Annotated in this window: 26 protein-coding genes; 15 read left to right on the top strand and 11 right to left on the bottom strand. The window is 71.4% G+C overall.

Annotation, left to right across the window (positions count from 1 at the left end):
• Positions 1 to 306 precede the first annotated feature (306 nt).
• The 3 genes from ABD841_RS36485 to ABD841_RS36475 all read left to right on the top strand — a co-directional run bounded on the left by ABD841_RS36485 (position 307) and on the right by ABD841_RS36475 (position 4,093).
• Positions 307 to 1,590 (top strand): glutamine synthetase family protein, encoded by a 1,284-nt coding sequence (locus tag ABD841_RS36485; RefSeq protein WP_344981267.1) that lies wholly within the window; start codon positions 307 to 309, stop codon positions 1,588 to 1,590.
• On the top strand, positions 1,580 to 2,725 hold the full coding sequence (locus tag ABD841_RS36480; RefSeq protein ID WP_344981265.1) for an amidohydrolase family protein: 1,146 nt from the start codon (positions 1,580 to 1,582) through the stop codon (positions 2,723 to 2,725). The genes ABD841_RS36485 and ABD841_RS36480 overlap by 11 nt, the downstream gene beginning before the upstream one ends.
• 162 nt (positions 2,726 to 2,887) lie before the next feature.
• Entirely contained in the window at positions 2,888 to 4,093 is a 1,206-nt protein-coding gene (locus tag ABD841_RS36475; protein ID WP_344981263.1) for a M20 metallopeptidase family protein, read from the top strand.
• Positions 4,094 to 4,139: 46 nt separating this feature from the next.
• Here the strand turns inward: ABD841_RS36475 and ABD841_RS36470 are convergent, their stop codons facing one another.
• From ABD841_RS36470 to ABD841_RS36460, 3 genes are all read right to left on the bottom strand, one after another.
• Positions 4,140 to 4,799: a response regulator transcription factor gene (locus tag ABD841_RS36470; protein WP_344981261.1), complete on the bottom strand. Its 660-nt coding sequence runs from the start codon at positions 4,797 to 4,799 to the stop codon at positions 4,140 to 4,142.
• Positions 4,790 to 6,532, bottom strand: a complete 1,743-nt coding sequence (locus ABD841_RS36465) for an ATP-binding protein (protein WP_344981259.1) — start codon at positions 6,530 to 6,532, stop codon at positions 4,790 to 4,792. Before ABD841_RS36465 ends, ABD841_RS36470 begins: the two co-directional genes overlap by 10 nt.
• A 254-nt stretch (positions 6,533 to 6,786) precedes the next feature.
• Positions 6,787 to 7,152 carry a response regulator gene (locus tag ABD841_RS36460; RefSeq protein ID WP_344981257.1) on the bottom strand — a complete coding sequence of 122 codons (366 nt, stop codon included), beginning with the start codon at positions 7,150 to 7,152 and terminating at the stop codon, positions 6,787 to 6,789.
• Between the two features lie 198 nt (positions 7,153 to 7,350).
• Between ABD841_RS36460 and ABD841_RS36455 the strand changes: the two genes are divergently transcribed.
• Both ABD841_RS36455 and ABD841_RS36450 read left to right on the top strand, forming a co-directional pair.
• A complete protein-coding gene (locus ABD841_RS36455; protein ID WP_344981255.1) occupies positions 7,351 to 8,259 on the top strand; it encodes a hypothetical protein in 909 nt (302 codons plus the stop codon).
• A 183-nt stretch (positions 8,260 to 8,442) separates the two neighbouring features.
• Positions 8,443 to 9,408 (top strand): hypothetical protein, encoded by a 966-nt coding sequence (locus ABD841_RS36450; RefSeq protein WP_344981253.1) that lies wholly within the window; start codon positions 8,443 to 8,445, stop codon positions 9,406 to 9,408.
• A gap of 159 nt (positions 9,409 to 9,567) precedes the next feature.
• On the opposite strand, the gene ABD841_RS36445 is transcribed toward ABD841_RS36450, so the two are convergent.
• Positions 9,568 to 11,535 carry a serine/threonine-protein kinase gene (locus tag ABD841_RS36445; RefSeq protein ID WP_344981251.1) on the bottom strand — a complete coding sequence of 656 codons (1,968 nt, stop codon included), beginning with the start codon at positions 11,533 to 11,535 and terminating at the stop codon, positions 9,568 to 9,570.
• A 50-nt stretch (positions 11,536 to 11,585) separates the two neighbouring features.
• Here ABD841_RS36445 and ABD841_RS36440 point away from each other — a divergent pair, with 50 nt between their 5' ends.
• Positions 11,586 to 12,140 carry a SecDF P1 head subdomain-containing protein gene (locus ABD841_RS36440; protein WP_344981249.1) on the top strand — a complete coding sequence of 185 codons (555 nt, stop codon included), beginning with the start codon at positions 11,586 to 11,588 and terminating at the stop codon, positions 12,138 to 12,140.
• Positions 12,141 to 12,246: 106 nt separating this feature from the next.
• On the opposite strand, the gene ABD841_RS36435 is transcribed toward ABD841_RS36440, so the two are convergent.
• Positions 12,247 to 12,654, bottom strand: a complete 408-nt coding sequence (locus ABD841_RS36435; protein ID WP_344981247.1) for an ATP-binding protein — start codon at positions 12,652 to 12,654, stop codon at positions 12,247 to 12,249.
• Complete coding sequence (locus tag ABD841_RS36430; protein ID WP_344981245.1) at positions 12,651 to 12,929, bottom strand: hypothetical protein; 279 nt, start codon at positions 12,927 to 12,929, stop codon at positions 12,651 to 12,653. Before ABD841_RS36430 ends, ABD841_RS36435 begins: the two co-directional genes overlap by 4 nt.
• A gap of 233 nt (positions 12,930 to 13,162) precedes the next feature.
• Between ABD841_RS36430 and ABD841_RS36425 the strand changes: the two genes are divergently transcribed.
• Both ABD841_RS36425 and ABD841_RS36420 read left to right on the top strand, forming a co-directional pair.
• Entirely contained in the window at positions 13,163 to 14,020 is an 858-nt protein-coding gene (locus ABD841_RS36425) for a helix-turn-helix domain-containing protein (RefSeq protein WP_344981243.1), read from the top strand.
• A 21-nt stretch (positions 14,021 to 14,041) separates the two neighbouring features.
• A complete protein-coding gene (locus ABD841_RS36420; protein ID WP_344981241.1) occupies positions 14,042 to 14,257 on the top strand; it encodes a DUF397 domain-containing protein in 216 nt (71 codons plus the stop codon).
• Positions 14,258 to 14,339: 82 nt separating this feature from the next.
• On the opposite strand, the gene ABD841_RS36415 is transcribed toward ABD841_RS36420, so the two are convergent.
• Positions 14,340 to 14,804 (bottom strand): hypothetical protein, encoded by a 465-nt coding sequence (locus ABD841_RS36415; RefSeq protein ID WP_344981239.1) that lies wholly within the window; start codon positions 14,802 to 14,804, stop codon positions 14,340 to 14,342.
• 261 nt (positions 14,805 to 15,065) lie between these two features.
• Here ABD841_RS36415 and ABD841_RS36410 point away from each other — a divergent pair, with 261 nt between their 5' ends.
• From ABD841_RS36410 to ABD841_RS36400, 3 genes are read left to right on the top strand one after another with little or no spacing between them, the layout of a single operon-like run.
• Positions 15,066 to 15,362 carry an ArsR/SmtB family transcription factor gene (locus ABD841_RS36410; protein WP_344981237.1) on the top strand — a complete coding sequence of 99 codons (297 nt, stop codon included), beginning with the start codon at positions 15,066 to 15,068 and terminating at the stop codon, positions 15,360 to 15,362.
• Positions 15,359 to 15,652: a hypothetical protein gene (locus ABD841_RS36405; protein ID WP_344981235.1), complete on the top strand. Its 294-nt coding sequence runs from the start codon at positions 15,359 to 15,361 to the stop codon at positions 15,650 to 15,652. The genes ABD841_RS36410 and ABD841_RS36405 overlap by 4 nt, the downstream gene beginning before the upstream one ends.
• Before the next feature lies 1 nt (position 15,653).
• Positions 15,654 to 16,493: a hypothetical protein gene (locus ABD841_RS36400; RefSeq protein ID WP_344981233.1), complete on the top strand. Its 840-nt coding sequence runs from the start codon at positions 15,654 to 15,656 to the stop codon at positions 16,491 to 16,493.
• Positions 16,494 to 17,198: 705 nt separating this feature from the next.
• On the opposite strand, the gene ABD841_RS36395 is transcribed toward ABD841_RS36400, so the two are convergent.
• From ABD841_RS36395 to ABD841_RS36385, 3 genes are all read right to left on the bottom strand, one after another.
• Positions 17,199 to 17,858 (bottom strand): hypothetical protein, encoded by a 660-nt coding sequence (locus ABD841_RS36395; RefSeq protein WP_344981231.1) that lies wholly within the window; start codon positions 17,856 to 17,858, stop codon positions 17,199 to 17,201.
• Positions 17,859 to 18,299: 441 nt separating this feature from the next.
• Positions 18,300 to 18,809, bottom strand: a complete 510-nt coding sequence (locus tag ABD841_RS36390) for a hypothetical protein (RefSeq protein ID WP_344981229.1) — start codon at positions 18,807 to 18,809, stop codon at positions 18,300 to 18,302.
• Positions 18,810 to 18,953: 144 nt separating this feature from the next.
• Positions 18,954 to 19,919 carry a serine hydrolase domain-containing protein gene (locus tag ABD841_RS36385; protein WP_344981227.1) on the bottom strand — a complete coding sequence of 322 codons (966 nt, stop codon included), beginning with the start codon at positions 19,917 to 19,919 and terminating at the stop codon, positions 18,954 to 18,956.
• Positions 19,920 to 20,548: 629 nt separating this feature from the next.
• Here ABD841_RS36385 and ABD841_RS36380 point away from each other — a divergent pair.
• Both ABD841_RS36380 and ABD841_RS36375 read left to right on the top strand, forming a co-directional pair.
• Positions 20,549 to 20,803: a DUF6343 family protein gene (locus tag ABD841_RS36380; protein ID WP_344981225.1), complete on the top strand. Its 255-nt coding sequence runs from the start codon at positions 20,549 to 20,551 to the stop codon at positions 20,801 to 20,803.
• Between the two features lie 122 nt (positions 20,804 to 20,925).
• Entirely contained in the window at positions 20,926 to 21,780 is an 855-nt protein-coding gene (locus ABD841_RS36375; RefSeq protein WP_344981223.1) for a PHP domain-containing protein, read from the top strand.
• Between the two features lie 60 nt (positions 21,781 to 21,840).
• On the opposite strand, the gene ABD841_RS36370 is transcribed toward ABD841_RS36375, so the two are convergent.
• On the bottom strand, positions 21,841 to 22,806 hold the full coding sequence (locus ABD841_RS36370; RefSeq protein WP_344981222.1) for a D-isomer specific 2-hydroxyacid dehydrogenase family protein: 966 nt from the start codon (positions 22,804 to 22,806) through the stop codon (positions 21,841 to 21,843).
• Between the two features lie 134 nt (positions 22,807 to 22,940).
• On the opposite strand from ABD841_RS36370, the gene ABD841_RS36365 reads away from it, so the two are divergent.
• On the top strand, positions 22,941 to 23,606 hold the full coding sequence (locus tag ABD841_RS36365) for a class I SAM-dependent methyltransferase (RefSeq protein ID WP_344981220.1): 666 nt from the start codon (positions 22,941 to 22,943) through the stop codon (positions 23,604 to 23,606).
• 96 nt (positions 23,607 to 23,702) lie between these two features.
• Positions 23,703 to 24,574 (top strand): leucine-rich repeat domain-containing protein (locus ABD841_RS36360; RefSeq protein ID WP_344981218.1); only part of this gene is annotated, 872 nt, incomplete at its 3' end.

Raw genomic sequence — 24,574 nt, 5'->3', positions numbered from 1 at the left:
CGGCGGTACCCGCGCCCGGCCGGGGCGCCCTGACCGCGCACCGGGAGGTGGGTCCGGTCCGGGGTGCCGGTCCGGGGTGCCGGGCGCGACGCCGGCCCGGCCGGCACCGCCCGCGGACGTCCCCGCCGCGGAGCGGATCGGGGACGGCGCCGGCCCGGCCGCCGCCGTGCGAATGACTTCTCCGCCCCCGGGGCACGCCCTACTCCATGCCTCCGCGTCCCGGTGGTCGCCCGCCTCTCCGGCCCCGTACCATCCGGACCGTCACCCGTGTCCCCGCACCACCTCGAATCTCAGGAGTAGCCCGCCATGACCGCAGCACCCACCGTCTTCGTCGCGACCTGCGACCTGGCGGCACAGCTCCGCGGCCGCGCCGTACCCGCGTCCCGGGAGGAGGCGGTGCTGCGCTCGGGGACCGGCTGGGTCCCCGCCGACCTGGCCATCACCTGCTTCGGGCCGATCGCGGAGAACGTGTTCGGCTCCGCCGGGGACCTGCGGCTGATGCCCGACCCGGCCACCCGTGTCGACGTCCCCGCCGACGAGGACGTCCCGGGGACCCGGATCTACCTGGCCGACCAGACCCTGCCCGACGGCACGCCCTGGGAGTGCTGCCCCCGCACGTTCCTCGCCGCGGCCGTCGCCGAACTCCAGGCGGAGCTCGGCGTCACCGCGGTCGCCTCGTTCGAGCACGAGTTCACCCTGGCGGGCCTGCCGTCGACGCCGCCGTTCAGTTTCGCGCGGTACCGGACCGCCGAACCGTTCGGCTCCGACCTGGTGACCCTTCTCCAGGACGCCGGTCTCGCCCCCGAGACGTGGCTCCCGGAGTACGGCGACGCCCAGCACGAGATCACGCTCAGCCCGGCCGAGGCGCGCACCGCCGCCGACCGCGCGGTGCTGCTGCGCGAGCTCGTCCGCGACCTCGCCCGGCGCCGCGGGCTCCGGGCCGGGTTCGCGCCGTTGCCCGACCCGTCCGGTTCCGGCAGCGGCGTGCACATCCACCTGTCGTTCCGCGACGCCGCCGGGCGCCCCGCCCTGTACGACCCGGACCGGCCGGGCGGGCTCTCGGAGCTGGGCGCGCGGTTCTCCGCCGGCATCCTGCGGCACGCCCCCGCGCTGGCCGCGGTGACGGCGGCGAGCCCGGTGTCGTTCCTGCGCCTGACCCCGCACCGCTGGAGCGCGGGCGGAGTCTTCCTCGCCGAGCGCAACCGCGAGGCCATGCTCCGCATCTGTCCCGGGACCGGCCCGGACGCCGGGGCCCAGTTCAACCTCGAATACCGGGCCGCCGACGCGACGGCCAACCCCTGGCTCGCGCTCGGCGTCCTGCTCCGCGCGGGCCTGGAGGGGATCCGCCGCGGCTACCCCGAGCCCACCGTTTGGCCGGAGTCGGCCACCGAGGCCGAGCTGGCGGCCGTGCCGCCCCTGCCCAAGACGCAGGAGGAGGCGCTGAAGGCGCTGGAGGACGACGAGGTTGTGCGGGGCTTCTTCGCCCCGGACCTGCTCACCACCTACCTGGCCGTCAAACGGGCCGAACTCGCCGCGCTGGACGGCATGAGCGACGCGGTGCGCTGCCGGAGGATCGCCGATGTCCACTGAGTCCCCGTACGCGATCGGGGAGATCCCCCTCGTCGACCACCACGTCCACGGCGCCACCGCCCACGACCTCTCGCGTACGGAGTTCGAGGAGCTGATCACCGAGTCCAACCGGCCGGTGCCCGGGTGGATGACCCAGTTCGACTCGCAGGTCGGTTTCGCCATCCTGCGCCACTGCGCACCCGTGCTCGGCCTCGACCCGCACCCGGACCCGGAGACCTACCTCGCCCGCCGCACCGAGCTCGGGGCCGAGGAGGTGAACAGGCGACTGCTCGCCGCCTCCGGGATCGGCCACTTCCTGGTGGAGACCGGCTACCGGGGGGACGAGATCCTCGACCCGGCGCGGATGGCCGCCGTCGCCGGCCGCCCCGCCGACGAGGTCGTCCGGCTGGAGGCGGTCGCCGAGCGGGTCGTCACCGAGGGAACCGACGCCGCCGGGTTCGCCGCCCGCTTCGAGGCCGCCCTCTGGGAGCGCAGCCGGGCGGCACGCGGCCTGAAGACCATCGTCGCTTACCGCCACGGGCTCGACCTCGACCCCGCCCGGCCCGCCCCGGCCGAGGTGACGCAGGCGGCCGGCCGCTGGCTGCGGGAGGCCGAACGGACCGGGACGGTCCGCGTCGACGACCCGGTGCTGTTGCGCCACCTCATCTGGACGGGCATCGACCGCGGCCTGCCGCTCCAGTTCCACATCGGGTACGGCGACCCGGACGTCGACCTCCACCGCTCCGACCCGCTGCTCCTGCGCGGCCTCATCGAACTGGCCGAGCCCAGCGGCGTCCCCCTGCTCCTGCTGCACTGCTACCCGTTCCATCGCAACGCGGGCTTCCTCGCCCAGGTCTACCCCAACGTCTACTTCGACGTCGGACTGGGCGTGAACTACACCGGCGCGCGCAGCGTGGCCGTCGTGGCCGAGAGCCTGGAGCTGGCACCGTTCGCCAAGATCCTTTTCTCCTCGGACGCCTGGGGCCCCGCGGAACTGCACCACCTCGGCGCCCTGCTGTGGCGTCGCGCGATGACCCGCGTCCTGGCGGGCTTCGTCGCGGACGGCGAGTGGAGCGAGAAGCAGGCGGCGCGGGTCGCCGCCATGGTCGGCGCGGAGAACGCCCGCCGCGTCTACGGCCTCGGAGAATCCGCGTGATCGCCGGCGCTGCCCGGCCTGGTGCCGGCCTCGGAGAACCCGCGTGATCACCGGCGCCCACCCGGCTCGGTGATCCCTGATACCCCGGAACGCTCGCGTGAACCGCACCGTCCGGGGAAGCCGGATAAACGGCTCGAATGTCCCCCAACCCGGAGAAACCGTATGACCACCCCGTACGAGATGGCCACCCTGCACGAACGCCTCCGCGCCGCCCTCCACGCCGAGCTGCCCGCCGCCTGCGACCTGCGGCGGGAGCTGCACGCCGAACCATGCGTGTCCGGCAGGGAGGAGCCGACGCTCAAGACCGTGCTCGACGCGCTGCCCCAGGGCGACGCCCTGGAGCGGGTCGCCGAGACCGGAGCGCTCCTGCGGGTCGGCGGCGACGGACCGGCCGTCGGGGTGCGCGGCGAGCTGGACGCCCTGCCGATCGTGGAGGAGACGGACGTCCCCTGGGCCTCCTGCAACGGCGCCATGCACGCCTGCGGCCACGACGTCCACCTCGCCGCGCTGGTCGCCCTGGCCAGGGCCGTCGACCGCGTACGGGCACCGGTGCCGATGGTCGCGGTGCTCCAGCCGCGTGAGGAGACGTACCCCTCCGGTGCCCGCGACGTCGTCGCGTCCGGCGCGCTCGCCCGGCACCGGGTCGGCGCGATGGTCGCGGCGCACGTCCAGCCCGTGCTCCGCGCGGGCGAGACCGCCTGCAACCCCGGCGCGGTCAACGCCTCCTCCGACGAGTTCACGCTGACGATACGGGGCCGGGGCGGGCACGCGGCCTACCCGCACCTGTCGCGCGACCCGGTCCTGGCCCTCGCCCAGACCATCGTCGCCGCGCAGCAGCTCGTCAGCCGCGACGCCGACCCGATGCTGCCCACCGTGGTCACCTTCGGCACGGTCACCGCGGGCACCGCCCCCAACGCCACCCCGGGTGTGGCCGTCACCCGCGGCACGCTCCGCACGATGTCGGAGGAGTGGCGCCCCCGGTTGCACGACCGGCTCCGTGAGATCGCGCACGGCGTCGCCCTCGCCCACGGCTGCGAGGCCGAGGTCGACATCTCCCTCGGCGAGCCGGTGCTCGTGAACGACGTCCGCCTCGCCGAGCAGACCGCCCACCTCCTCACCGACGTCGTGCACCACGCCCCCGCCACCCTGCGCTCCTGCGGCGCCGACGACTTCGCCCACTTCGCCACGGTCGTGCCGTCCCTGATGCTGTTCGTGGGCGTCGACACCTCCGCGGGCCTGCACAGCCCGCACTTCCTGCCCGGGGACGAGGCCGTGACCGCGGTCGCCGAGAGCCTGCTCGCCGCCTACCTCGGCGCCGCCCGCGTCCTCGGCGCCACCCCCGCCGCGCCCGGTACCGGCGGCGGCTGAGACACCCGTACCACCCCATGCGAGAAGGGGCCGCCACCCGCGGCGGTCACCGGGTGAGGCGGTTGCCGGTCAGGTAGGCCAGGACGGCGCTGACCCGCCGGTTGCTGGACGGCTCGTCGGGGATGTCGAGCTTGCGGAAGACGCTGTGCGCGTGGGACCCGACAGTGGTGACCGACAGGGCGAGCCGGTCGGCGATGCCGCGGTCGGACAGCCCGTGCGCCATGAGGGTCAGCACGTCGCGTTCGCGGTTGGTGAGCCGCGCGAGGGGGTCGCCGGCGTCCCGAGGCGCGAGAAGGTGGGCGACGACCTCGGGGTCGACGGCGGTGCCCCCGCCGTGCAGGCGGTGGAGCACGTCGTCCAGCATGCGGGCGTCCAGGAGACGCTCCTTGAGCAGGTAACCCACCTTGGTGGCCCCCTCACCGAGCAGTGCGGCCGTGTAGGAGTTCTCCAGGTAGTGGGAGAGGATCAGGGCGGCCACCCGCGGGTGCCTGCGGCGGATGGCGGTGGCCAGCCGGAGGCCCTCGTCGGTGAAGGTCGGCGGCAGCCGGATGTCCAGCACCACCAGGTCGGGGGAGTGGCGCGCGACGAGACCGAGCACCTGTTCGGCGCGGGTCGCCGCGGCGACCACCTGATGTCCCAGTCCGGCCAGCAGGCGGGTGAGTCCCTCCCTGGCCAGCAGCGAGTCCTCGGCGATGATCAGTCGCATGGCAGGTCCACGGTGAGTACGGTGCCCTCTCCGGGCGGGCTGTGCAGGGTGAACACGCCGTCCACGGCGGCGACGCGGTCGGCGAGCCCGGCGAGCCCGGAACCGGGTGTCAGGCTCGCACCGCCGACGCCGTCGTCGGCCACGCGGACGACCAGGCGCCCGGCGTCCAGCGCCGTGGTGACGTCGACGCGGGCCGCCCGCGCGTGCCGGACGGCGTTGGTGAGCGCCTCGCTGACCACGAAGTAGGCCGTCGCCTCGACGGCCTGGCCGAGGCGGGGCAGATCGTCCGCCCGCAGTGCGACCGGCGCCGCGGCGCGCAGGACGAGCTGTTCGAGCGCGGCGCGCAGGCCCTGGATGGTCAGCACGGCCGGGTGGATGCCCCGGGCGAGCTCCCGAAGCTCGCGGGTGGCCGCGTGCAGCTCGGCCTCCGCCTCGCCGAGCAGTTCCATCGTCTCGGGGCCGGTCCGCCGCCCGGCGAGGTCCTGCCGCAGCAGGTTCAACGCCAGCCCGGCCGAGAGCATCCGCTGCTGGGCCCCGTCGTGCAGGTCGCGCTCCAGCCGGCGCCGCGCCTCGTCGCCCGCCGCCACCAGCCGGGCGCGGGAGGCCCGGACCTCGGCGAGCTGCGCCCGCACCGCGGCCTGCAGCCGCGCGTTCTCCAGGGCGAGGTGCGCGGTGGCGCTGACGGCCTCCAGCAGCGCCGGCTCGGTGCGCAGGCTCGGATCATGCAGGAGCACGGCGACCGGACGCAGGGGGTCGCCCACCGGGGTCGTCCGCCTCGCGTCGACGACCTCGGGCAGGCGCATCGACCTGCCGGAGGCGTCGACATATCCGCCGGGGACGGGGAAGGCCACCCTCAGGTGCGGATCGCCGAGCGCCGCCGCCAGCGCGGGCTCCAGCCGGTCGGTCGGCATCACGGCGATCTGCCGGACGAGGTCGGAGACCCGCGCCTCGTCCAGCCGCTCGCGCAGGAGCCCCAGGAAGAACGCCGCGGGAACCGCCACCAGGGCGGCGAACTGGGCGAGCGACAGGGTGGAGTGGAGCTGCTCCGAGTTGATCGACGGGGCCGCGGCCGACTGCAGGTTGACGACGGCCCACAGCAGCGCGGTGGCGACCATGGCGACGGCGGGGAAGGCCAGAACCCGCCGTTCACGGTGGCCCGCGTGGACGAACCGCCGGACGATCACGGTGCCGCCGACGAGAACCAGCGCCGCCGTCCCGAGCGCGAGGACCTGCGCCGCGGCCTGGGACAGGGCGGGGCTGTCGACGAGACGCATCGGCGCGCACACGTCCCGGCACCGGCCCTGCGGCTCCGGTGGCCCCACGACGACCAGCACGAGGGCGGACAGGCCGCCGAAAAGGTAACCCGCGCGCATGACGGCCCGGCCCATCGCGTCGCGTACGGTCCCCGAGGGGTAGGCGAGGAAGATGTGAGCTCCCAGCGGGAGCTGCAGCGCCGTCAGGAGCAGCGCGGCGGCGACCAGCAGCCGCAGCAGGGTCGAATCCGTCACCAGCGCGAAGGCCGCGGGCGCGTCCGCGGCGAGCAGCAGCCCGAGGAGCATCATCAACGTGCCCATGGGCGTGCGCGGCCGCACCCGGCCCACCAGGAACCCGGCGACCAACCACACCACGAGCTGCAGGAGCTCCTTGCCGTAGAACAGGGTGTCGTAGGTGCCCCACCGGGCGGCGAGCCAGGCGTCCCCGGCGGCGAACGCGAGCCCGGTGATGAGGATCACCGCGTTCCACCGCTCCGTACGCACGTCCGGCCCGGCGTCCGGTACGGCGTCCGGCGGAACCGGGGCCGGCGCGCCGGGGGCTACCGGGGCCGGCGCGCCGGGGGCTACCGGGGCCGGTGTGCCGGGGGCTACCGGGGCCGGTGTGCCGAGAGGAGCCGGTATGCCGGGAGGAGCCGCCGGGGCCGGCGCGCCCGGGGCGGTAGGAGCCGGTGCGTCGGGTGCGTCCGAGCCGGACGCCTGCCCGGGGAGACCGGTCATGTCCGCAGCCCCGCCAGCTCCGCGAGGCGCTGCGCGGTGAGTTCGTCCTTGGCCAGGAAACCGCGCACCCTGGTCGTGTCGATCTTCCCTCCCAGCTCGGACAACGAATGACTGGAAATCAATACGACTTTCGGAGGGTCCGGAAATTCGGCCAGCTTCTCCGCGACCGCGAAACCGTCTATGTCAGGCAGTAAAACGTCAAGCACCACCACCTTTGGACGTAATTCTCGGGCGCGGGCAAGTGCTTCCCCGCCGTCGGCGGCCTCACCCACCACGTCAAGCCCACCGGCCTCCAGCAGGCGCCGTGCCATGCGCCGGAACCCGGCGTGGTCGTCCACCAGGAGAATGCCCGCGGTCACCATCCCATGATGACATTCAGCGGCGCCCGGCAGATCTTCAGCGACTTTGTTCGTGGAATTTCATGGTTTTCCAGGAGGCGCGGCAACGGCCCCGGACGGCACGCTCGGAGCCGGCACAGGAATTCCGAAAGGGTCGAGGGACGCGCCTCCGCACCGGCCTGTGAAGGCGCCTCCCTTTCCGAAGATCCATGGGAGGGAAATGTGAAGCGACTCCGAAGGCTGGGCCCGGCACGAGCGTTCGTGCCGGTGCTCACGCTCGTGGCGCTGTTCGGCGGCGCCCTCGCGACACCGGCGAGCGCCCGGTCGGCGCCGGGCGCGCACGCGGCGCCGGGTGCCCGGTCGGGACTGGACGCGTCAGGATCGCACGCCCGCTCGGAAGCGGGCGCGTCGGGATCGTACGCCCGGTCAGAGCCGGGCACGCGGTCGGCGCGGAGCACGCGGGCAGAGGCCGGGGCGAGCGCCAGGCCGTACGTGCGGGTGCGGAACGTCCGCGCGGAGGAGGACGGTTGCGCGGTGCACTTCAGCGCCCGCATCTCCGTCAGGCTCCGCGGCGCGCCCGTCACCGTGCGGTACCGGTGGGTGGCCGACGACGGCTCCCGCGGCCCGGTCAGGAGCGCCGTCTTCCGCGGCCGTGGTACCGCTTACCGGACCGTCCGCGACTACCAGGAGTTCGACGAGGACACCCGGGGCTGGCAGCGGCTGCAGATCCTCGGCCCGGGACGGTTCCTCTCGTCCAGGGCGCGTTTCGACGTCCGGGACTGCGGCGAGGACGACCCCGGAGAGCCGGATCCGGAGCCGGTGGCGTCGGCCACGCTCCACGCCTCCCCGACCTCCTACACCGGGCCCTGCGGGAACGGGCAGAGCTTCACGTTCACCGGCAGGATCAGCGTCACCGACGGGCCGGCGACGGTGCGGTGGCGCTGGAAGGACAGCCTCAACAGCGGCGCCGCCGAGAACACGATCCGGTTCAGCGGCACGGGACCGCAGAGCGAGACGGTCAGCATCCCGTGGGGTCCGGGGGCGTCGGGCACCTACTGGATGCAGATCGAGATCCTGGCGCCCAACACGGCGACCTCGGAACGCGCCGTGGTCTCCCTCACCTGCACGTGATGCGGGACTTGGTTCGCTTGCACGTGATGTGAGACCCGATCCGCCGGGACCGGCACGAGGTACGCGGGCCCTCTGCCGGTCCCGACCCACCCCCGCCCACCCGAGGACGTCCCGCCCGAAGAAGACCAGCCCGAAGAAGACCAGCCCGAAGAAGACCCATCCGAGGAAGGAAGGAGGTCACCGATGCGCGGACGCCTGAGGCCGTGGGGCCTGGCGCTGCTCGCCGTGATCGTGGCCGCTGCCCTGGGACCCCTGCCGGCGCCTGCCGCCTCCGCCGCCGCGCCGCTCAGCGCCGGCGAGCGGTGCCGGCTGAACACCGAGCCGGACGCGTCCACCACCCTGCACCTCTCCGGCGGCCGGGGACAGACCTACCCGGCGCAGGGCCTGCCCAGGCTCGGCCGGGGCGACGTGGTGCGGATCGAACCGGACCAGAGCGACATCGTCGACGTCAGCCTCCTGTCCCCGGCGGACGCCTGGGACCTGGTCACCCCGGCGGGCAACCCCCGGGCCGCGGGCAGCGGGTATCCCGCGCCGCTCGCGAACCAGTACAGCCTCGTCGGCTGGTTCGGCGGAGCCCCGATACAGGTCAGCCGCCCGTCCAGCTGCCTCATGCCCAGCGTGGAGACCGCCACCCTCGCCATCAACGACCCCGAGGCCTGGGACAACACCGGCGCGTGGGACGTCGTCGTCAAGCTTTACCGGGCTCCCGTCCGCGACGGGGGGTTCGAGTCCCAGACCTCCCGCGCGGTCTCCGCGCCGTGGGGGACCGAGGGCCCCGACGTCAAGGGCGTCGACATCAACCTGGGGTTCGCGCACACCGGCCGCAACAACGCGTTCATCGTCTCCGCCGGCCGCGAGTGGAACGCGATAGTCCAGCAGATCCCGGTCCGGCGGAACACCAACTACCTGCTCCGCGGCTTCATCCGCACGTCGGGGAACATCAACACCGCGTTCTTCGGCGTACGCCTCCCCGGCATGTGGCCCCCCGTCGAGGAGCACTTCGGCCCGAGCCCCGCGGGGGCCTACCAGCAGATCGACAAGCCGTTCAACTCGCTCGACAACGACACCGTGACCGTGTTCGCGGGCTTCTGGGGAGTCGGCAGCGAGGGCTGGATCCAGATCGACAACGTCTCCGTCCTGCTGGCCTGACCGGCGTGTGACCTTCCGGGCCCGGGCCCGGAAGGTCACACGCCGGACCCGGCGGGCCCGGACGGCGCCGCCGCCCGGCCGGACGGTGTGAAGAAGCCCGCTCGTCCGGCTGAGGACGTGGCAGGGGGAGGATGACGAAGGCGGGCGGGGAGAGCACGCTCAGTCGAGCCGGAAAGTCCTGATGAACGTGTCGACGTGCGTACCGGCCTCGGCCCATTCTCCTCCGGGGGCGTAGAACCAGAGAATCCCGAGCCCGCCGGAGTCCCGGACGACGCACCGGGAGTACACATGTACGGACGAGCCCAGCGCGTCCTTGGCGGTGAAGGTGTACTCCAGTTCGGCGGCCCGCCCGCCGGTGAAGGGGACCGGGCGCCGGGAGAGCTCGCGGTAGGAGTCGGGCGTGCCCAGTCCCCTGAGCTCGTCACGGATCTGGTCGAGGAGGTATGCCGGCTCCCGGGTCTCCTTCCTCTTGGAATCCACCATGGATCCCAGGGTCCACGAGGACGAGAAGAGGGGCAGGCCCCTGCGACGCGTCCAGGTCACCTGAATCCCCTTCTCCTCCTTGGTCCACCCGTCGGGTATGGCGACGGAGAACCCGCGCGTATCCCGGTGAAGGGTGAAGCCCCGCGGCAGCGAGGTCTGGGCCGGGGAGGCCGCCGTGTCCCCGCCCGCGCCGGTGGAGGCGGCCCCGTCCCCACCGTTCGATCCCGTGGCGGAGGCATCTTCCGGACCGGTGGAGGCGGTCGAACCCCGGCCGGAGCCCGAGGCGGCCGCCGTGTTCCCACCCGGACCCGGCGTCCGGGTGGTCGTCGGTCCGGAAGCACCGGACTGGACCGTCCAGAACACCGCCGCGGCCGTGGCGACCGCCGCCAGCGCCGTTCCCGCCGCCACGGCCACCCGCATGCGAGGCCGCCGTGAGGCGCCGAGTGCGGCCTGACCGGGTGGGGGCGAGTCGGGCGCGGCCGGACCGGCGGGGAGCGGACCTGCCGGGAAGCCCAGGCCCGTCCCGCCGGGAGCGGCGTTCCCGGTCCGCCCGTCGCCGCCTGCCTCATCCGGGCCCTGTGCGCCGTCTGCCGGCTCCGCACCTTGCGCGCTGCCTGCCGTATCGGGGCTTCGCACGCCGTCTGCCGGTTCCGGGCCTTGCGGGGTGCCCACCCTGCCGGAGGGCGCCGCGTCCGGGGCACGGTCTGCCGCGTCCGTGCCCACCGGGTCAGGGGCGTCGCCCACCCCGGGCGCGTCCGCCGGTCGTCGAACCGGCGATACCCCGGCGGCCACCGGGGTGAGCAGGGCCGTCACCTGGGCGGCGGTCAGCCGTTCGGCCGGGTCCTTGCTGAGCAGGCCCTCGATCGCGGGGCGGAGCCGGTCCGCGTACTCGACGGGCGCCGGCGGCCGGCTGATGATCGCGGCGATGACGGCCGCGGTGCTCTCGCGGGCGAACGGCCTGCGGCCCTCCACCGCCTCGTACAGGGTGACGCCGACCGCCCACAGGTCACAGGCCGGCGAGGCGCGTTCATCGTTGATCTGCTCGGGGGCGAGGTAGGCGGGTGTGCCGAGCAACTGCCCGGTCCCGGTCAGGGGAGTGGTGGTGTCGTGGGCGGCGGCGGAGATGCCGAAGTCGGTCAGCACGGCCCGGTCACCCTGAGGACCGTCCTTGATCAGGATGTTGGCGGGCTTCACGTCCCGGTGCACGACACCGGCCGCGTGCGCGGCGGTCAGCGCGGCGATCACCTGCAGCCCGATCCGCGCCACCCGGGTCTCGGGCAGCCGCCGCTCGGCTCTGATCACCTGGGCCAGGGACGGCCCCTCGACCAGTTCCATGACGATCCACGGCCGGTCGTCCTCCTCGACCACGTCGTAGATCGTGACGATGCCGGGGTGCCCTCGCATCCTGGCCGCCATGCGTGCTTCGCGAAGGGTGCGCCGGAGTCGTTCCCGGCGGTCCCCGGCGAGCAGCCGGGCGGGCAGCGCGACCTCCTTGACCGCGACGGTCTGGTGGAGCAGTTCGTCCCGGGCCCGCCAGACGCGGCCCATGCCGCCTTCGCCGAGGGGAACCAGCAGCCGGTGCCGGCCTGCCAGCAGATGCGACGGATCTTCCGGCATGTGGACGAACCTATCGGGCTCGTCCATTGTTGATCCAGAGCAGGATTCGACTCATCTTCGGACGGACGAGGGAGACCATGGCCTCGCACGTACCATCCCCCCGGCGCGGACGCAGGACAGCGCTGATCGTCGTCATCACGGCCGTTTCGGCGGTCGTGTTCGTCGTGGTCATGTTCGCCGTGATCACCGTCACCGTGCGCTACTTCGTCCCGCCGAAGCCTCCGGCGACGCCTCCCGCCGCGCTTCACCTCCGGCCGGTGCTGAAGGCCGGACCGCCTCCGTGTGACGGCACGGACCTGCCGGACACCGAGAACACCGCGTGCTACGGCCTGGACGAGGGAATGACGGTCGGGCAGGCCGTGCAGGCCAAGGCCGGTGCCCTGGCCGACACGGATCAATGGGTGATCCAGGTCACCCTGAACCCCGCCGACGCCGCGGCCTTCGGCGAGCTGACCGGCAGGCTCGCCAGGGAGTCCTCCCCCCGCAACCAGCTCGCGATCGTCATCGACGGCAAGGTCGTGTCCGCCCCGGTCGTCGAGGAACCGATCCCCGGCGGGGAAGTGCAGATAAGCGGTGACTTCACCCGGGAAACCGCCACCGCCTACGCCCGGCGGCTCAACGGCGAATCATAGGCACGCGGTGCAGCCACCGGGCACGGCACCTCAGGCGGAGCCCCGGGGAGGGGAGAGAAGGGCACGGCTCAGGCGCCGGGGCGGGTGGCCCCACCGGATCACGGGGTTACCGTCCCGCCAACTGGAACCAGACCACGCGTCCGGACAGGGTTTCGTACCAGCCCCAGGCGGTGGCCAGTTCCTGGACCAGCCACAGGCCGCGTCCGCCGCCGCTGTCGGGGCTCACGTCCGTGCGGGGCCTGGGCTGGCGCTCGGTGGAGCCGCCGTCGATGACGTCGATGTGGAGCGTTCCAAGGTGGTGGGCGACGGCCACGATCACCCGCCCGTCGGGGCGTCGGCCGGAGTTGGAGTGGCGTACGGCGTTGGTGACGAGTTCGCTGACGAGCAGCAGGGCGTCCTCGGCGCGCGGGTGGTCGAGGCCCTTGAGCAGGTCGCGGACGTAGCGCCGGGCGCGGGGCACGGCCGCGACCTCGGCGGGCAGGTCGACCTGCCCCAGTAAGCCCAGTGCCCTCACCGCGCCGCCTCCAGGATCCGCTCCGCCGCTTCCCGCAGCGCGGTACGCCTCTGCCGGCTGTGCTCCGGCTGGGCGCGGTTCCGGGGCCAGGTGAACACCGCGGCACGGCCCCGCTGCGCGGTTGTGGCCCTGGGCCGGCCCGGTGGCAGGAAGATCTCCACACTCGGCCGCTCACCGGGCGGGAGCCGGACGACGGAGTCGAACCCGAGATCGTTCAACTCCCAGGCCAGCTCCACCAACCGCCCACCCCACCCCTGAAGATTGCGAACCTTCACTTGCCTACCTTTCCTTCGTGCTGGAAGCCGACCTGGCGTTGCGTGTGCCGCCTGCTGCCTGTCTGTTCATGGTCAGGTCCACAGAACACGCGATGCGACGCGCTGTTACGGCTTACTCTCGGAGCGTGCGTGATTAATTTGCACCTGCAAAACTGCACCTGCAAGCACTTTCGCACCAAGAGTCAAAGATTCATTACTATGTGTGATCAACAAGGTGGCTCGGAAGGAGACTCGTGGCCGACTTCTCGCCGACCGTCCGCCATCGGCGCTTGTTGCAGGAACTTCGGCAACTCCGTAGCGCGGCCGGTCTCAAGCAGGAGGAAGTAGCTCATCACCTGGACTGGTCGACGTCCCGGATGACCAAGGTCGAGGGTGGGACACTGCGCATATCCGTCAATGACGTCCGTGCCATGCTCCAGCTCTACGGAGTCCGAGAAGGAGCCAAGTACGAAGCACTCCTCCAACTGGCCAAGCAGGCAAGGGAGCGGGGGTGGTGGCACGCCTACAGCGACGTCATCCCACAGTGGTTTCAGGTCTATGTGGGCTTGGAGGCAGAGGCGTCGTCGCTCCGCAACTACGAACCCGAGCTTGTTCACGGGCTTCTGCAGACCGAAGACTACGCTCGCGCCGTCTATCAGGCAGCGAGGGTGACCGACGCACCCGCCGAGATAGAGCGGCACGTCAGCCTGCGCATGGCCCGTCAGGACGTCATCACGCGATCCGAGCGTCCCATGCACTTCTGGGCGATCGTGAACGAAGCCGCTCTACGCCGCCGCGTCGGCGGTACACGCGTCATGGAAGAGCAGCTCAATCATCTCGTGGGCATCTCGGCTCTACCCAATGTGACCCTGCAAGTCCTGCCGTATGCGGTTGGAGCGCATGTGGCGATGCTTGGATCCTTCGCCATCCTGTCCTTCTCCGAAGGGGGTGATGAGGTCGCCTACCTGGAGTACATGACCGGCAGCCTTTATTTGGAGAAGCCCGAGGAGGTGCGGACATATACGCTGGCATATGACCATCTGCGTGCTTCGGCCCTTGCTCCACGGGATTCGATTGCTTTGGTGGCGAAGCTCGCTAAAGAAGGCTTCTAGCTGCTGAGGAAGGGGATACGGATGGCCACTGAGGAACTGTCCACCGCCGACTGGCGTAAGAGTTCCCTGAGCGGTGGGAACGGCGGCAGCTGCGTCGAAGTCGCCTCGTTGCGTGGAGGCCGTGTTGGCGTCCGCGACAGCAAAGATCGCAGTGGACCTGCTCTGGTCTTCACTCATGCCGAGTGGCGAATCTTCATAAGCGGTGTGAAGGGCGGCGAGTTCGACAGCCTGGCCTGATCCCTGACGTCCTACGGTGTGAACCTTCGGCGCAGGGCCCGGAGCGCGACCCGTGCGGAGCGCGTCAGCAGCAACAGCCCGGTCAGAACCGCGAAACCGGCGGCGACCGAGGCGTGTCGGCGTACATGAAGGAGTGGTGCGTCCCGGCCTCTGCGTCCCGCACCACGTACGTGCCCTGGCTACCCCTCTGTCCGCTGCCGAGCGGCATGCGGCCGACGATGTGGCCGAACCGCCGGCCGTTCGCCGTGACCGTCTCCTCGATGGTCGTCCGAGCTCCTCGACGCATCTGAACCCGACCGCGTTGCTGCCCCCCCGGCGCCGGGAGAGCCCTTTGGAGGAGACCTGCAGCGCCCGGTACGGGTTGTCGTAGGAGCCGCCGCAGACGACCCCTCGTTGAGTTCCTCCGGTGCCGTCCCCGTGATCTCCCGGACGAACGCGCGAAGGGGTGGAAGACCTCGAACACGTACGAACTCTCCACGGCCATGGAGGGCGCGAGCGTGCGCGTGACGAACTCCCGGAACTCCTCGTCGCGCCGCTTGAGGCTCATGCCGAAGTAGAAGCGGTACCGGCGACCAGCCGTTTCGGCAGGGTCGACGTGCCGCTCCCGGGGCGGCCGGCCGTGAGCAGGTTCCCGCCAAACGACGCGACCTCGGCCAGGAGCTGATCCGCGGTGCCGGCGCGGGAGGTGCGCTGCTCGTCGGCCCACTCTCGACGGCTCCGACGAGATCCGGTTCGCGGGGATGTGCAATCGCACTGACATGTGTAAATTATTGCTGACACATGTCAGCACGAGCTAGAAGAGAGCACTATGAGCTCCGATCTTGTTGGGGTGCTGGCAGCGCTGGCGAACCCGCAGCGGCTGCGGTTGATCGCAACGCTGGCCAGTGGCAGCAACTACGTCAGTCAGCTGGCTCGCGAGCTCCAGCTGAGCAGGCCGTTGGTACACATGCACCTGCGTCGGCTGGAAGAGGTGGGGCTTGTCGTCGGCCGGATGGAGCTGTCCGCCGATGGCAAGGCGATGCGGTTCTTCGATGTCGCGCCGTTCGCCTATCAGCTCACCCCGGAAGCGATCCAGGACGCGGTACGGACAATGGAGGAGAAGTGACTCGAACGGTGGCCGAGGGCATCGACCTGCTGCAGTGGCAGGGGACCTTTGCGTTTTTGATCACACTTGTCGTGGTAACCCTGCTGGCGGTTCACGTGACCAGGCAGTGGCGCCGCGCGTGGGAGGCTCGGGCCGCGGTCGACCGGGACAACGCGTTGCGCGATCTCGCGGCGAAGTCCGTCGCCGCCCAGCGGGCGCAGGCGGATGAGATAACCGCGCTGCGCGTGGAGCTGGCCGCGGTGAAGGCGGACACGGCCGAGATCCACGAGCTGCTCCGCAGCGTGAGCTGACGTGCGAAGAGTCCTGCTGTGGGCGGTCGCGTCTTTGCTGGTGGTGGCCTCGGTGCTCGCGCTGCTGACGTTCACCTACTTCTGGCGCTCGCCGGCCTACTACCCGCAGCCGCTGGCGGTGTCTCCCGCGGAAGCGCGCGTCGTCCCACGGTCGCAGTACTCCGCGGAGCACCGCCGTCCCTACACCTACCGTCGTGGCAACGTCACCGTCTTCGGGGCCGAGCACAAGCCCGCATCCGTCGATCGGCAGCTCCGGCAGATCGACGAGATGTGGCGGGAACTGCGCCCCACCGTTGCCCTGGTCGAAGGCAGGCTGGGATTTCTCGCGCCGGGCTTCATGGACCCGGTGGAGCACTACGGCGAGTCGGGCCACGTGTACGCGCTGGCGAAGAAGGACGATGTGCAGGCGTACACGTGGGAGGAGCCGCTTGACGAGCACATCACCGATCTTGCCCGCGTGCACGGGAAGGGCCGGGTGGCGCTCTTCATGGTGTTGCGGCCCTACTTCAGCAACCTGCGGTTCGGCAAGCCCGAGTCGCCGGAGGCCTTCGTGGAGGAGTTCCTCGGCCGGGCGGATCATCCGGCGATACGCGGAGAGATCAACGACGTCGCCGACATCGACCGCATCTGGCAGCGCGATTTCGCCGGCGGCAAAGACTGGCGGGACGTGTCCGACGAGACCGAGCTCCCCGGCTATCTCGAGCGACTGACCGAGGATTCCAACGATCAACGTAACAGGTATCTGGTCCGCCTCGTCTCCCATCTCAGCGCCCAGGGTGAACGAGTGTTCGTGATCTGCGGCTCCAGCCACGCCGTGCTGATAGAGCCGGCCCTGACGTGACCGTGTTGTCAGCGGCCCGCCTTCCAGGGCGCCCGGCGCCGAGGCCGACGTTTCCCGGGCCCGCGACCCGCGAGTCGCACACGGTCGTCGTCCCGTAAGAAGGCGTCTCCTGACCCCCGAGTGATCTTTCTTGGGCCTCCTCTCACTGTGCCCGTGCCTCCCCGCGGTTGGCTTGACATCACCCCGCCGGTCCGCGTACTTAGCCAGTTGGCTAATTAACCAGTCGGTTCTGTGCTGGATCAGGGAGCGCTCCGGCACGGTGTGGCCCGGAGTCGTCGTGCACAGCGCGTTCAACACGGCCATTGTCGCGGTGGCCTATGCGACCGGCTGACCTCACCACGCCACCCGTGTCGCCTCTCCCCACGGTCCCGGTTGACAAGAACCGTCCAGGCTTTCCATGCGGGCAGCCCAGGCTTTCCGGTACGGAAAGAGAGGGATTCCGGGATCGTACGGGACGGTGATCTCTGCGGACGGGCGGCCACTGCCGTCCGAGGGCGGGTGCCCTGAGGACGCGGGCGCCGTATCGGGCGGCCGGAGACCGCCTCCGCCCGGTCTTTGACGCGTTCTCCGTCCGGGCCCGGGGCGGCCCCGGACGGCGGTGCGTTCCCCCTGCCGTGGCCACGGTCCATCGTGAGCCACGGCAGGGGGAGATGGGTTCGGTCTGTTTCTCGGCTGACGGCGGCCTCGTCATCGGAACGTCCCTTGTTATTCGGCCGGTGCGGGCGGGGCCGGCATCCCTTCGGCGGTGACGGCCTGGTTCAGGATCGCGGTCTCCACGCTGGGCTGGATGTTGTCCTGGTCCATCCCGATGCGGCCGTCGTTGTTCTGGGAGTCCATGGTCACGCTCACGGGCAGTGCGGTGGCCTGGTAGCTGACCCAGTCGTGGTTGTCTCCGCCGATGTAGAAGACCCGGCTCATGGACGGGGCCGTGCCCCCGTAGTAGGCGTCGCCACCGGCGCCGCCGTCGACGTAACTCGACATGGGGATGTCGATCGCGATGGAGTCGCTCCCGTCGCCGAGCAGGGCCACGACCGCCCCCACCCCCTCGGAGGTGCAGCTCACCTGGGTGTCGGTCACCCGATCGCATCCGTCTCCCGGGCTGATGGGCACCGCGTCCTGCACGATGATCCTGCTGCCGCTCTTGGAGAAGCGGACGCGGTTGGCCTCTCCCGGGCCGGCGATGTGGCTGATGGTGTTCAGGTAGACCTTGACCTCCGCTCCGGTGGCGGCGTGACCGGTGGAAGGTGTGACCGCGACCGCGGCGACCGCCAGGCCGGCCAGCAGGGACAGGTGGAGCGCTTTACGTGCCGACCTCTTCCCCCGCATCGGGTGTGGTCCCTTTCCTCGATCGACGTCGGTAGGCATGATCAGATCCTTTCCTCTCGGATGGGCGCCTTTCCGGCGCCGCATTTGAAAATAGAGAGAGCGGGAAAGGGAAACGCGGTACAAACCAGCGGAGAGAACGAGTAGTTGTGCGTGGACGCGGTCTCGGGTGATCTCGGGTGATGTCGGGTGAGCGGCGCGAGTCCATCGCGGCGGTCCGGTCGGAGGCGCGCTCGTCGCGGTCGGTCGCGGCCACGCCGCACATCATGGTGGTGCCCCTGACGAGAAAGCCGAGGGTTACGCCGTGTCGGGGATCGTGGCGCCGGTGAACCGGAACGCGTGGTTCGTTGAGACCGACGGAGCGGGAAAGCACCGGGAGACGGCCATTCCCGCTCGGTACTGGCTCCCCTGAGCGGGAACGGCGCGCGCCCGGCGGCGTCGACGTCGATGACGGGCGGCCGCGGGGAAGTGGTCAGCGGGCGGTCACGACCAAGGGTTCGTGATGACGCTGTAGGCGAGGCGGTACTCGGAGTCGTCGGACTTGGTCAAGGTCACATTCCAGCTTCTGCCTGCGATGGCGGTGACGCGGACAGTGCCCAGAGTGTCGTCGCCGACCAGGTCCTCCTCCTTCAACTCGAGGGTGAGTTGCCCGTTCGGGGCGGCCGTGAGATTGGCCCAGTTGACGTTCTGGTCTCCCGCCAACCGGACGTTGCTGCCGGGCGGGCAGTCGGCCCTGGAGGAGTCGAAGACGATGCAGTCGTTCCGCGCGGTGCTGATACCCGGATACTGGCTGGGCCAGACCAGGCCGTTGCCGCTGCGGAGGATGTAGAGCTCGTCGTGGCCGGACTCGGAGATTTTGACGGCGTACAGGCTGGTGAGGCGGACGAGCAGTTCGCCGGAACTGCGGTGAGCGCTGGCGGGCGCCGCCTGCGTCAGCGACAGCACCAGCAGGAGTCCTGAAACAGCGGCGACTCGGCGCCATAGGTTTGTCATGCCCTCAGCTTGATCTGTTCCCTTTGGAAGCAGATTGGAGCGTCTAGGATCGCAGGTAAGGTGCCTCCGCTCGTCGTGCCGGTCGGGGTCTCCGGCGGCGATCCAGCCGATCGGGACGACGGTGTCCGGTGCCACGGGAACGCGTCAGCGCTCGATCCCCGCCAGGATCACCTCGTCCAGCACGACCGAGGCTGTCGGCTGGTCAGGCCTGTTGTACTGCCCCGCGGTGATGGCGACCACCAGGTCCAGCGCGGGCGCCACGTATATCCGCTGGCCGCCGTTGCCGAACCCGCCCACCCACGTCTCGCCCACGTACCACTGGTAGCCGTAACAGAAGCCGTCGTCGATCCGCACGTGCGGGCGCAGCGCCGTCGCCAGCCAGGGCGCGGGCACGATGCCGCCGCCCCCGTCGAGTACGAGCCGCCCGATCGCGAGGAGGCCGCGGGGGGTCAGCCGCAGCCCGGAGGCGGCCAGCGCCGCCCCGTCGGCGCCGGTCGACCACTCGAAGCGCGTGATCCCCAGCGGCTCGAACAACCTGGCACGCGCGTAGTCCTCCAACGCCAGCCCGGTGCCCTTCTCGATGAGCCGCGCCACCAGCGCCGAGGCGCCTCCGCAGTAGGACCAGCGGGCACCGGGCTCGTCCACGACCGGCTGCCCCAGGATGTAACGGAACCGGTCGGGGGCGAACTCCATCGCGATCTCACTGTTGGCCGCGCTCGTGTAGGGGACGTTCTCGTTCCACTCCAGGCCGAGCGTCATGGTGAGCGCGTGCTCGACCGTCAGCGCGGCGCGCCGGGGATCCTCTCCCAAATCCGGATACTCCGGGAAACGCGGCAGCAGCGGCTCGTGCGGCTCCGGCACCCGGCCGTCCGCCAGGGCGACGCCGTACAGGAGGCCGACGACGCTCTTGGTGACCGAGCGGATGTCATGGAGCGTGTCGGGGGTGAAACGCACGTGGCCGAGCGGCTCGTTCAGCCGGAAGTCCTCGCCCTCGCCGTAGTGTTCGAGGATTACCCGGCCGTGGCGGGCGGCGACGACGGCGTGCAGATCGGGCGCCCGGCCCTGCTCCATGATCCGGGCGAGACGGTCGGCGAGTGCGCTGCTGCTCATGGACCCGTTCTACGCCCTGCCACCGTGTCATGGGCAACCCGGCCACCGGCCCGGCGCCGCGGTCGACCGGCTGCTCACGAGGTTCGGGCAGCGCCGTTCGGGCAGCGTCGCCCGGCTCGGATTTCCCCTCGGGAGACCGGCGGGTACGGGACTTTCGGCCTGCCGCCTTCCGCCTTCCCGGCTCGCCACCTTCCGGCTCTCCCGCGCCGGTCTTCCGCCTTCCCGACTTCCGCCTTCCCGGCTCGCCACCTTCCGCTTTCCCGCTCTTTTCGTCCTTCCGGTCTTTCCGGCCTTCCTCCGGCGACGGGAGTCGGTTCGCCGGTTATCCGCACCGGTGCGGGTAGGGGAATCAAGCTGGAGAGGAGGCTGTCATGAAACGACACAAGAGAGCACACGGAGAGTCTCCACCGATGTCCGGCCCGGATACGGCGCACCGCCCTGGCCGGTCCGGTGGATCCGGGAGCGACATGCGCGGGCCTGAGGTTCCGGCACAGGCACGCTGGTCCGAGGTCCCGGCGCAGACGCGCGGGTCCGAGGGCTCCGCCGGGACGTACGGGCCCGAGGCCACGGCGCAGGCGCGCGAGCCCGGGGGTACAGCGCAGGCACGGTCCGGTACCCGGCACGGCCGCATGTCCGCGGGTGACCGGTTGTGGTCGCGGATCTCCCCGACCGGGGAACGGCTGGAGAGCGCGCTCAACCTGCGGATCGCGCTGGCGGTCTTCGGGCTGGTCGTCTGCGGCGCGTTCGCCGTCCTGGCCGGTGCCGCCCGGCTGACAGGGTTGGCGATCGTGATGGCCGTGCTCGCGTTCATCGCCGTCGTCGACCTGGTCGTGGTGATCCGCCGCCGCATCGAGCGCGGTGACGGGCACTCCCTGTTCGGCTGAGCCCGTCCGCCCGGCACACGCGGCGGATCTTCCGGCGCGTGGGCGGACCTGCCGGGCGTACCGTGTCCGGATCCACAGCGATACCGGGTCCGTGATCCCGGCATTGCTGGCAGGCTGGCGGCATGCGGATCGATCTCCACGCCCACTCCACCGCCAGCGACGGTACGGATTCCCCCGAGGCGCTCATCGAGGCGGCGGTCACGGCCGGGCTCGACGTGGTGGCGCTCACCGATCACGACACGACCGCCGGGTGGGAGGCCGCGGCGGCGGCGCTCCCGGCGGGGCTGACGCTGGTGCCCGGCGCCGAACTGTCGAGCCGGTGGTACGGGGCCGAGTCGGCGATCGAGATGCACCTGCTGGCCTACCTCTTCGACCCCGGCCACGAGCCGCTGGTCGCGGAGCTGGTCCGGATGCGCCGGTCGCGGGAGGAGCGGGCGGAGAGCATGGTGGCGCTGCTGAACGCCGACGGCATCGACGTCACGGTCCCCGAGGTGCGCGCGTACGCGGCCGGCGGCACGGTGGGCCGTCCGCACCTCGCGCGGGCGCTCGTCCGGCGCGGCCTGGTCGCGACCGTCGACGAGGCGTTCGCCCCCGAATGGCTGGGCCGCCGCTACCGCCTGGCCAAGGCCGACATCGACGCGTTCGCCGCGATCCGGCTGGTGAACGAGGCCGGAGGGGCCGCGGTGCTGGCTCATCCTCGGGCGAGCAGCCGGGGCCGCATCCTGCCCGACGCGGCGATCGCCGGCCTCTCGGCGGCGGGCCTGTGGGGCATCGAGGCGGACCACATGAACCACACGGAGGCCGACCGGGCGCACGTCCGCTCCCTCGCCCGCGACCTGGGCCTGCGGGTCACCGGTGCCAGCGACTACCACGGCACCAACAAGACCGTCGGGCTCGGCGCCTTCACCACCGACCCGGCCGTCTACGAGGACCTGGTCTCCACCGCGACCGGCGCCGCGCCCGTCACCGGAGCGTGATCGTCCGGCACCCGGTGGCGCGTCTGGTGTCCGGCGGCGGGCCGGCATCCGGCGGCGAGGTCAGTACCCGGTGGCGGGGTCGATCACCCCTTCCAGTGACCGGCCGGACCGCAGGTTGCGCACGTTCCGCTCGACCCGCTCGCAGAACATCCGCGTGACGTACTCGGCGGAGTCCGCGCAGTGCGAGGTGATGAGCGCCCTCGGGTCGTCCCAGAGGGGGTGCCCCTCGGGGAGCGGTTCGGGGTCGGTGACGTCCAGGCCGGCCGCGGCGATCGTCCCCGAGCGGAGGGCGTCGACGAGCGCGTCGGTGTCGATGTGCGCGCCGCGGGCGACGTTGACGACGGCGGCGTGCGCCGGGAGCAGTGCCAGTTCGGCGGCGCCGACGACGTGCCGCGTCTCCGCGGTCAGGGCGAGGGCCAGCACCAGGATGTCGGTCTCGGGAAGCACGGTGTGCAGGGCGGAGGACGGCAGTGTCTCATCGGCGCCCTCGACCTTGTCGGGCCGGCGGCGGAGCACGGTGAGGCGGCAGCCGAACGGCTGCAGGATCCGGACGAGCTCGGTGGCGATGCCGCCCCCGCCGAGGATCGTCACCCGCTGCCCGCTCAGCGACCGCGGATCCACCGGGCACCAGCGCGGCGTCCGCGCCTGCCGGGCGAGATTGCGCAGGCAGGCCAGCATCAGCATGAGCGCGTGCTCGCCGACCTGCCCGGCGAACGACCCCTTGGCGCAGGTGAACGTCACCGGCCGGTGGAAGACGTCGGTGGCCGCGAACTTCTCCACCCCGGCCCAGGGGAACTGCACCCACCCGATCCCCGGGTGGTCGTCCAGCGCCGACCGCAGCAGCTCCGGCTCGCCGGGGATGAGCCACACCAGGCCGTTCGCCTCGGCCGGCGGCACGACGGCCCCGCCCCCGGCGGCGACGGCCGCCTCGACCCTGGCGCGCAGGTGGTCGGTCTCGGGGGAGTTGGGGCGGTTGTAGGCCGCTCCCGCCTCGGCGGAGGGGGCGATGGCGATGCGGGCTTCCATGGGGTCATTCTGTCGTGACCCACCGGTCAGGCTCCGGCCGGGACGGTCGTGAAGCCGTTCTCAGCCATGAGACTGTTTGCCATTTCGGCAACATAGTTTGTCGACCGGCCGGGCCAGGGCGGACCATGTCCCGCATGAAGGAATCTCACGAGAATGCTCAGGCTCGTATCGATGACAACATGTCCGGCGAGGAGTTCTGGGACGCCCGTTACGGCCAGAGCGACCGGATCTGGAGCGGGAACCCCAACGTGGCCCTGGTACGGGAGGCGTCCGAGCTGACCCCGGGCAGAGCCCTGGACCTGGGATGCGGTGAGGGAGCCGACGCGATCTGGCTCGCACGCCGGGGATGGCACGTCACCGCCGTCGACATCTCCCAGGTCGCCCTCGACCGCGCGGCCCACGAGGCGGCACAGGCGGGCGTCGCCGACCGGATCGACTGGCAGCGCCACGACCTGGCGGTGTCCTTCCCCGACGGGGCCTTCGACCTCGTCTCCGCCCAGTACCTGCACGCCCCCTACGACATGCCACGGGACATGATCCTGCGGGCCGCCGCCGCGGCCGTCGCGCCGGGCGGGGTGCTCCTCGTCGTCGGGCACGCGGGCCGCCCGCACTGGGAGCACGATCATCACCCCGATGTGCACCTTCCCACGCCGGACGAGGTCCTGAAGGCTCTCGACCTCCCCGACGGGCAGTGGGAGGTGCTGCTCAGTGAGGAGTTCGAGCGCGAGCAGACGAGCCCCGACGGGCGGCCGGGCACCCGGACGGACAACACGCTCAAGGTCCGGCGCCTGGGCGGCTGAGCGACGAACGCCGGGCAGCGCGGGTGAGGCGGACTCGGTGTCCGGGCCGGCATGCGCCAGTGATCCACAAACGGATCACAAGTTCCCGTCGCTACCGTGGCCGCCGATCACGTCCTGTCGACGGGCAAGGGGGGAACCAGGGTGGCGGCGGTGGACCATGTGCGGCGGAACGTTCGGCGGCGGGTCAACAAGTGCCTGCGGGAGGGGTCGGACACGCTGGATCTGACGAATCTGGGACTGGTCCGGGTGCCCGAGGAAGTGACCGAGATCCCCGGCCTGCGGGTGCTGCACCTGAGATCCAACTATCTGGCCGAACTGCCCCGGTTCCTGGCTGACCTACCCGCGCTGTCCGAGCTCGACCTCGCGGGCAACCGTACGCTGACCGCCCTGCCCGAGTGGATCGGCGAGCTGACCGGGCTGACCGGCCTCGACATCTCGGTGACCGGGCTGCGCCGCCTTCCCGACTCGATGGGCAAGCTCGACGGGCTCAGGGACCTCAACCTGAACAACCTCTATGACCTGGAGGGGATGCCCGAGTGGATCGGCGACCTCACCCGGCTCACCAAGCTCAGGATGTGGTACGCCGGGCCGGACTGCTTCCCGGCGTCGATGGCCCGGCTCACCGCCCTCACCCGGCTCGACCTGAACTACAGCCGACCCGGCGACATCTCTCCGTGGCTGGGCGAGCTGACCGCTCTGAAGCATCTCGAAATGGGAGCCGTTCCACTGGCCGAACTGCCGGAGTCGATCGGGAACCTCACCGCCCTCACCACCCTCAGGCTGTGGGCCACCGGGCTGACCGAGCTGCCGGAGTCGATCGGGAACCTCACCGCCCTTGAGTCCCTCGTCCTGAGCTCGAACAAGCTGACCGCCCTCCCCGAGTCGATGCGGGCCCTCACCTCCCTGACCAGGATCGATCTGCAGGGCAACCGGCTGGCCGAGCTGCCGGAGTGGCTGGGCGAGCTGAC

It is taken from the genome of Streptosporangium fragile (assembly GCF_039534445.1).
Lineage (GTDB): Bacteria > Actinomycetota > Actinomycetes > Streptosporangiales > Streptosporangiaceae > Streptosporangium > Streptosporangium fragile.
This window is presented reverse-complemented; position numbering and strand designations above follow the sequence as displayed.

Excerpts from the sequence above, each read along its gene's own strand:
- ABD841_RS36390 (WP_344981229.1), bottom strand. The coding sequence starts at position 18,809 with ATGACAAACCTATGGCGCCGAGTCGCCGCTGTTTCAGGACTCCTGCTG.
- ABD841_RS36485 (WP_344981267.1), top strand. The coding sequence starts at position 307 with ATGACCGCAGCACCCACCGTCTTCGTCGCGACCTGCGACCTGGCGGCA.
- ABD841_RS36395 (WP_344981231.1), bottom strand. The coding sequence starts at position 17,858 with ATGCCTACCGACGTCGATCGAGGAAAGGGACCACACCCGATGCGGGGG.
- ABD841_RS36475 (WP_344981263.1), top strand. The coding sequence starts at position 2,888 with ATGACCACCCCGTACGAGATGGCCACCCTGCACGAACGCCTCCGCGCC.
- ABD841_RS36450 (WP_344981253.1), top strand. The coding sequence starts at position 8,443 with ATGCGCGGACGCCTGAGGCCGTGGGGCCTGGCGCTGCTCGCCGTGATC.
- ABD841_RS36370 (WP_344981222.1), bottom strand. The coding sequence starts at position 22,806 with ATGGAAGCCCGCATCGCCATCGCCCCCTCCGCCGAGGCGGGAGCGGCC.
- ABD841_RS36445 (WP_344981251.1), bottom strand. The coding sequence starts at position 11,535 with ATGGACGAGCCCGATAGGTTCGTCCACATGCCGGAAGATCCGTCGCAT.
- ABD841_RS36365 (WP_344981220.1), top strand. The coding sequence starts at position 22,941 with ATGAAGGAATCTCACGAGAATGCTCAGGCTCGTATCGATGACAACATG.
- ABD841_RS36460 (WP_344981257.1), bottom strand. The coding sequence starts at position 7,152 with ATGGTGACCGCGGGCATTCTCCTGGTGGACGACCACGCCGGGTTCCGG.
- ABD841_RS36420 (WP_344981241.1), top strand. The coding sequence starts at position 14,042 with ATGGCCACTGAGGAACTGTCCACCGCCGACTGGCGTAAGAGTTCCCTG.
- ABD841_RS36415 (WP_344981239.1), bottom strand. The coding sequence starts at position 14,804 with ATGAGCCTCAAGCGGCGCGACGAGGAGTTCCGGGAGTTCGTCACGCGC.
- ABD841_RS36385 (WP_344981227.1), bottom strand. The coding sequence starts at position 19,919 with ATGAGCAGCAGCGCACTCGCCGACCGTCTCGCCCGGATCATGGAGCAG.
- ABD841_RS36375 (WP_344981223.1), top strand. The coding sequence starts at position 20,926 with ATGCGGATCGATCTCCACGCCCACTCCACCGCCAGCGACGGTACGGAT.
- ABD841_RS36410 (WP_344981237.1), top strand. The coding sequence starts at position 15,066 with ATGAGCTCCGATCTTGTTGGGGTGCTGGCAGCGCTGGCGAACCCGCAG.
- ABD841_RS36470 (WP_344981261.1), bottom strand. The coding sequence starts at position 4,799 with ATGCGACTGATCATCGCCGAGGACTCGCTGCTGGCCAGGGAGGGACTC.
- ABD841_RS36480 (WP_344981265.1), top strand. The coding sequence starts at position 1,580 with ATGTCCACTGAGTCCCCGTACGCGATCGGGGAGATCCCCCTCGTCGAC.
- ABD841_RS36440 (WP_344981249.1), top strand. The coding sequence starts at position 11,586 with ATGGCCTCGCACGTACCATCCCCCCGGCGCGGACGCAGGACAGCGCTG.
- ABD841_RS36380 (WP_344981225.1), top strand. The coding sequence starts at position 20,549 with ATGTCCGCGGGTGACCGGTTGTGGTCGCGGATCTCCCCGACCGGGGAA.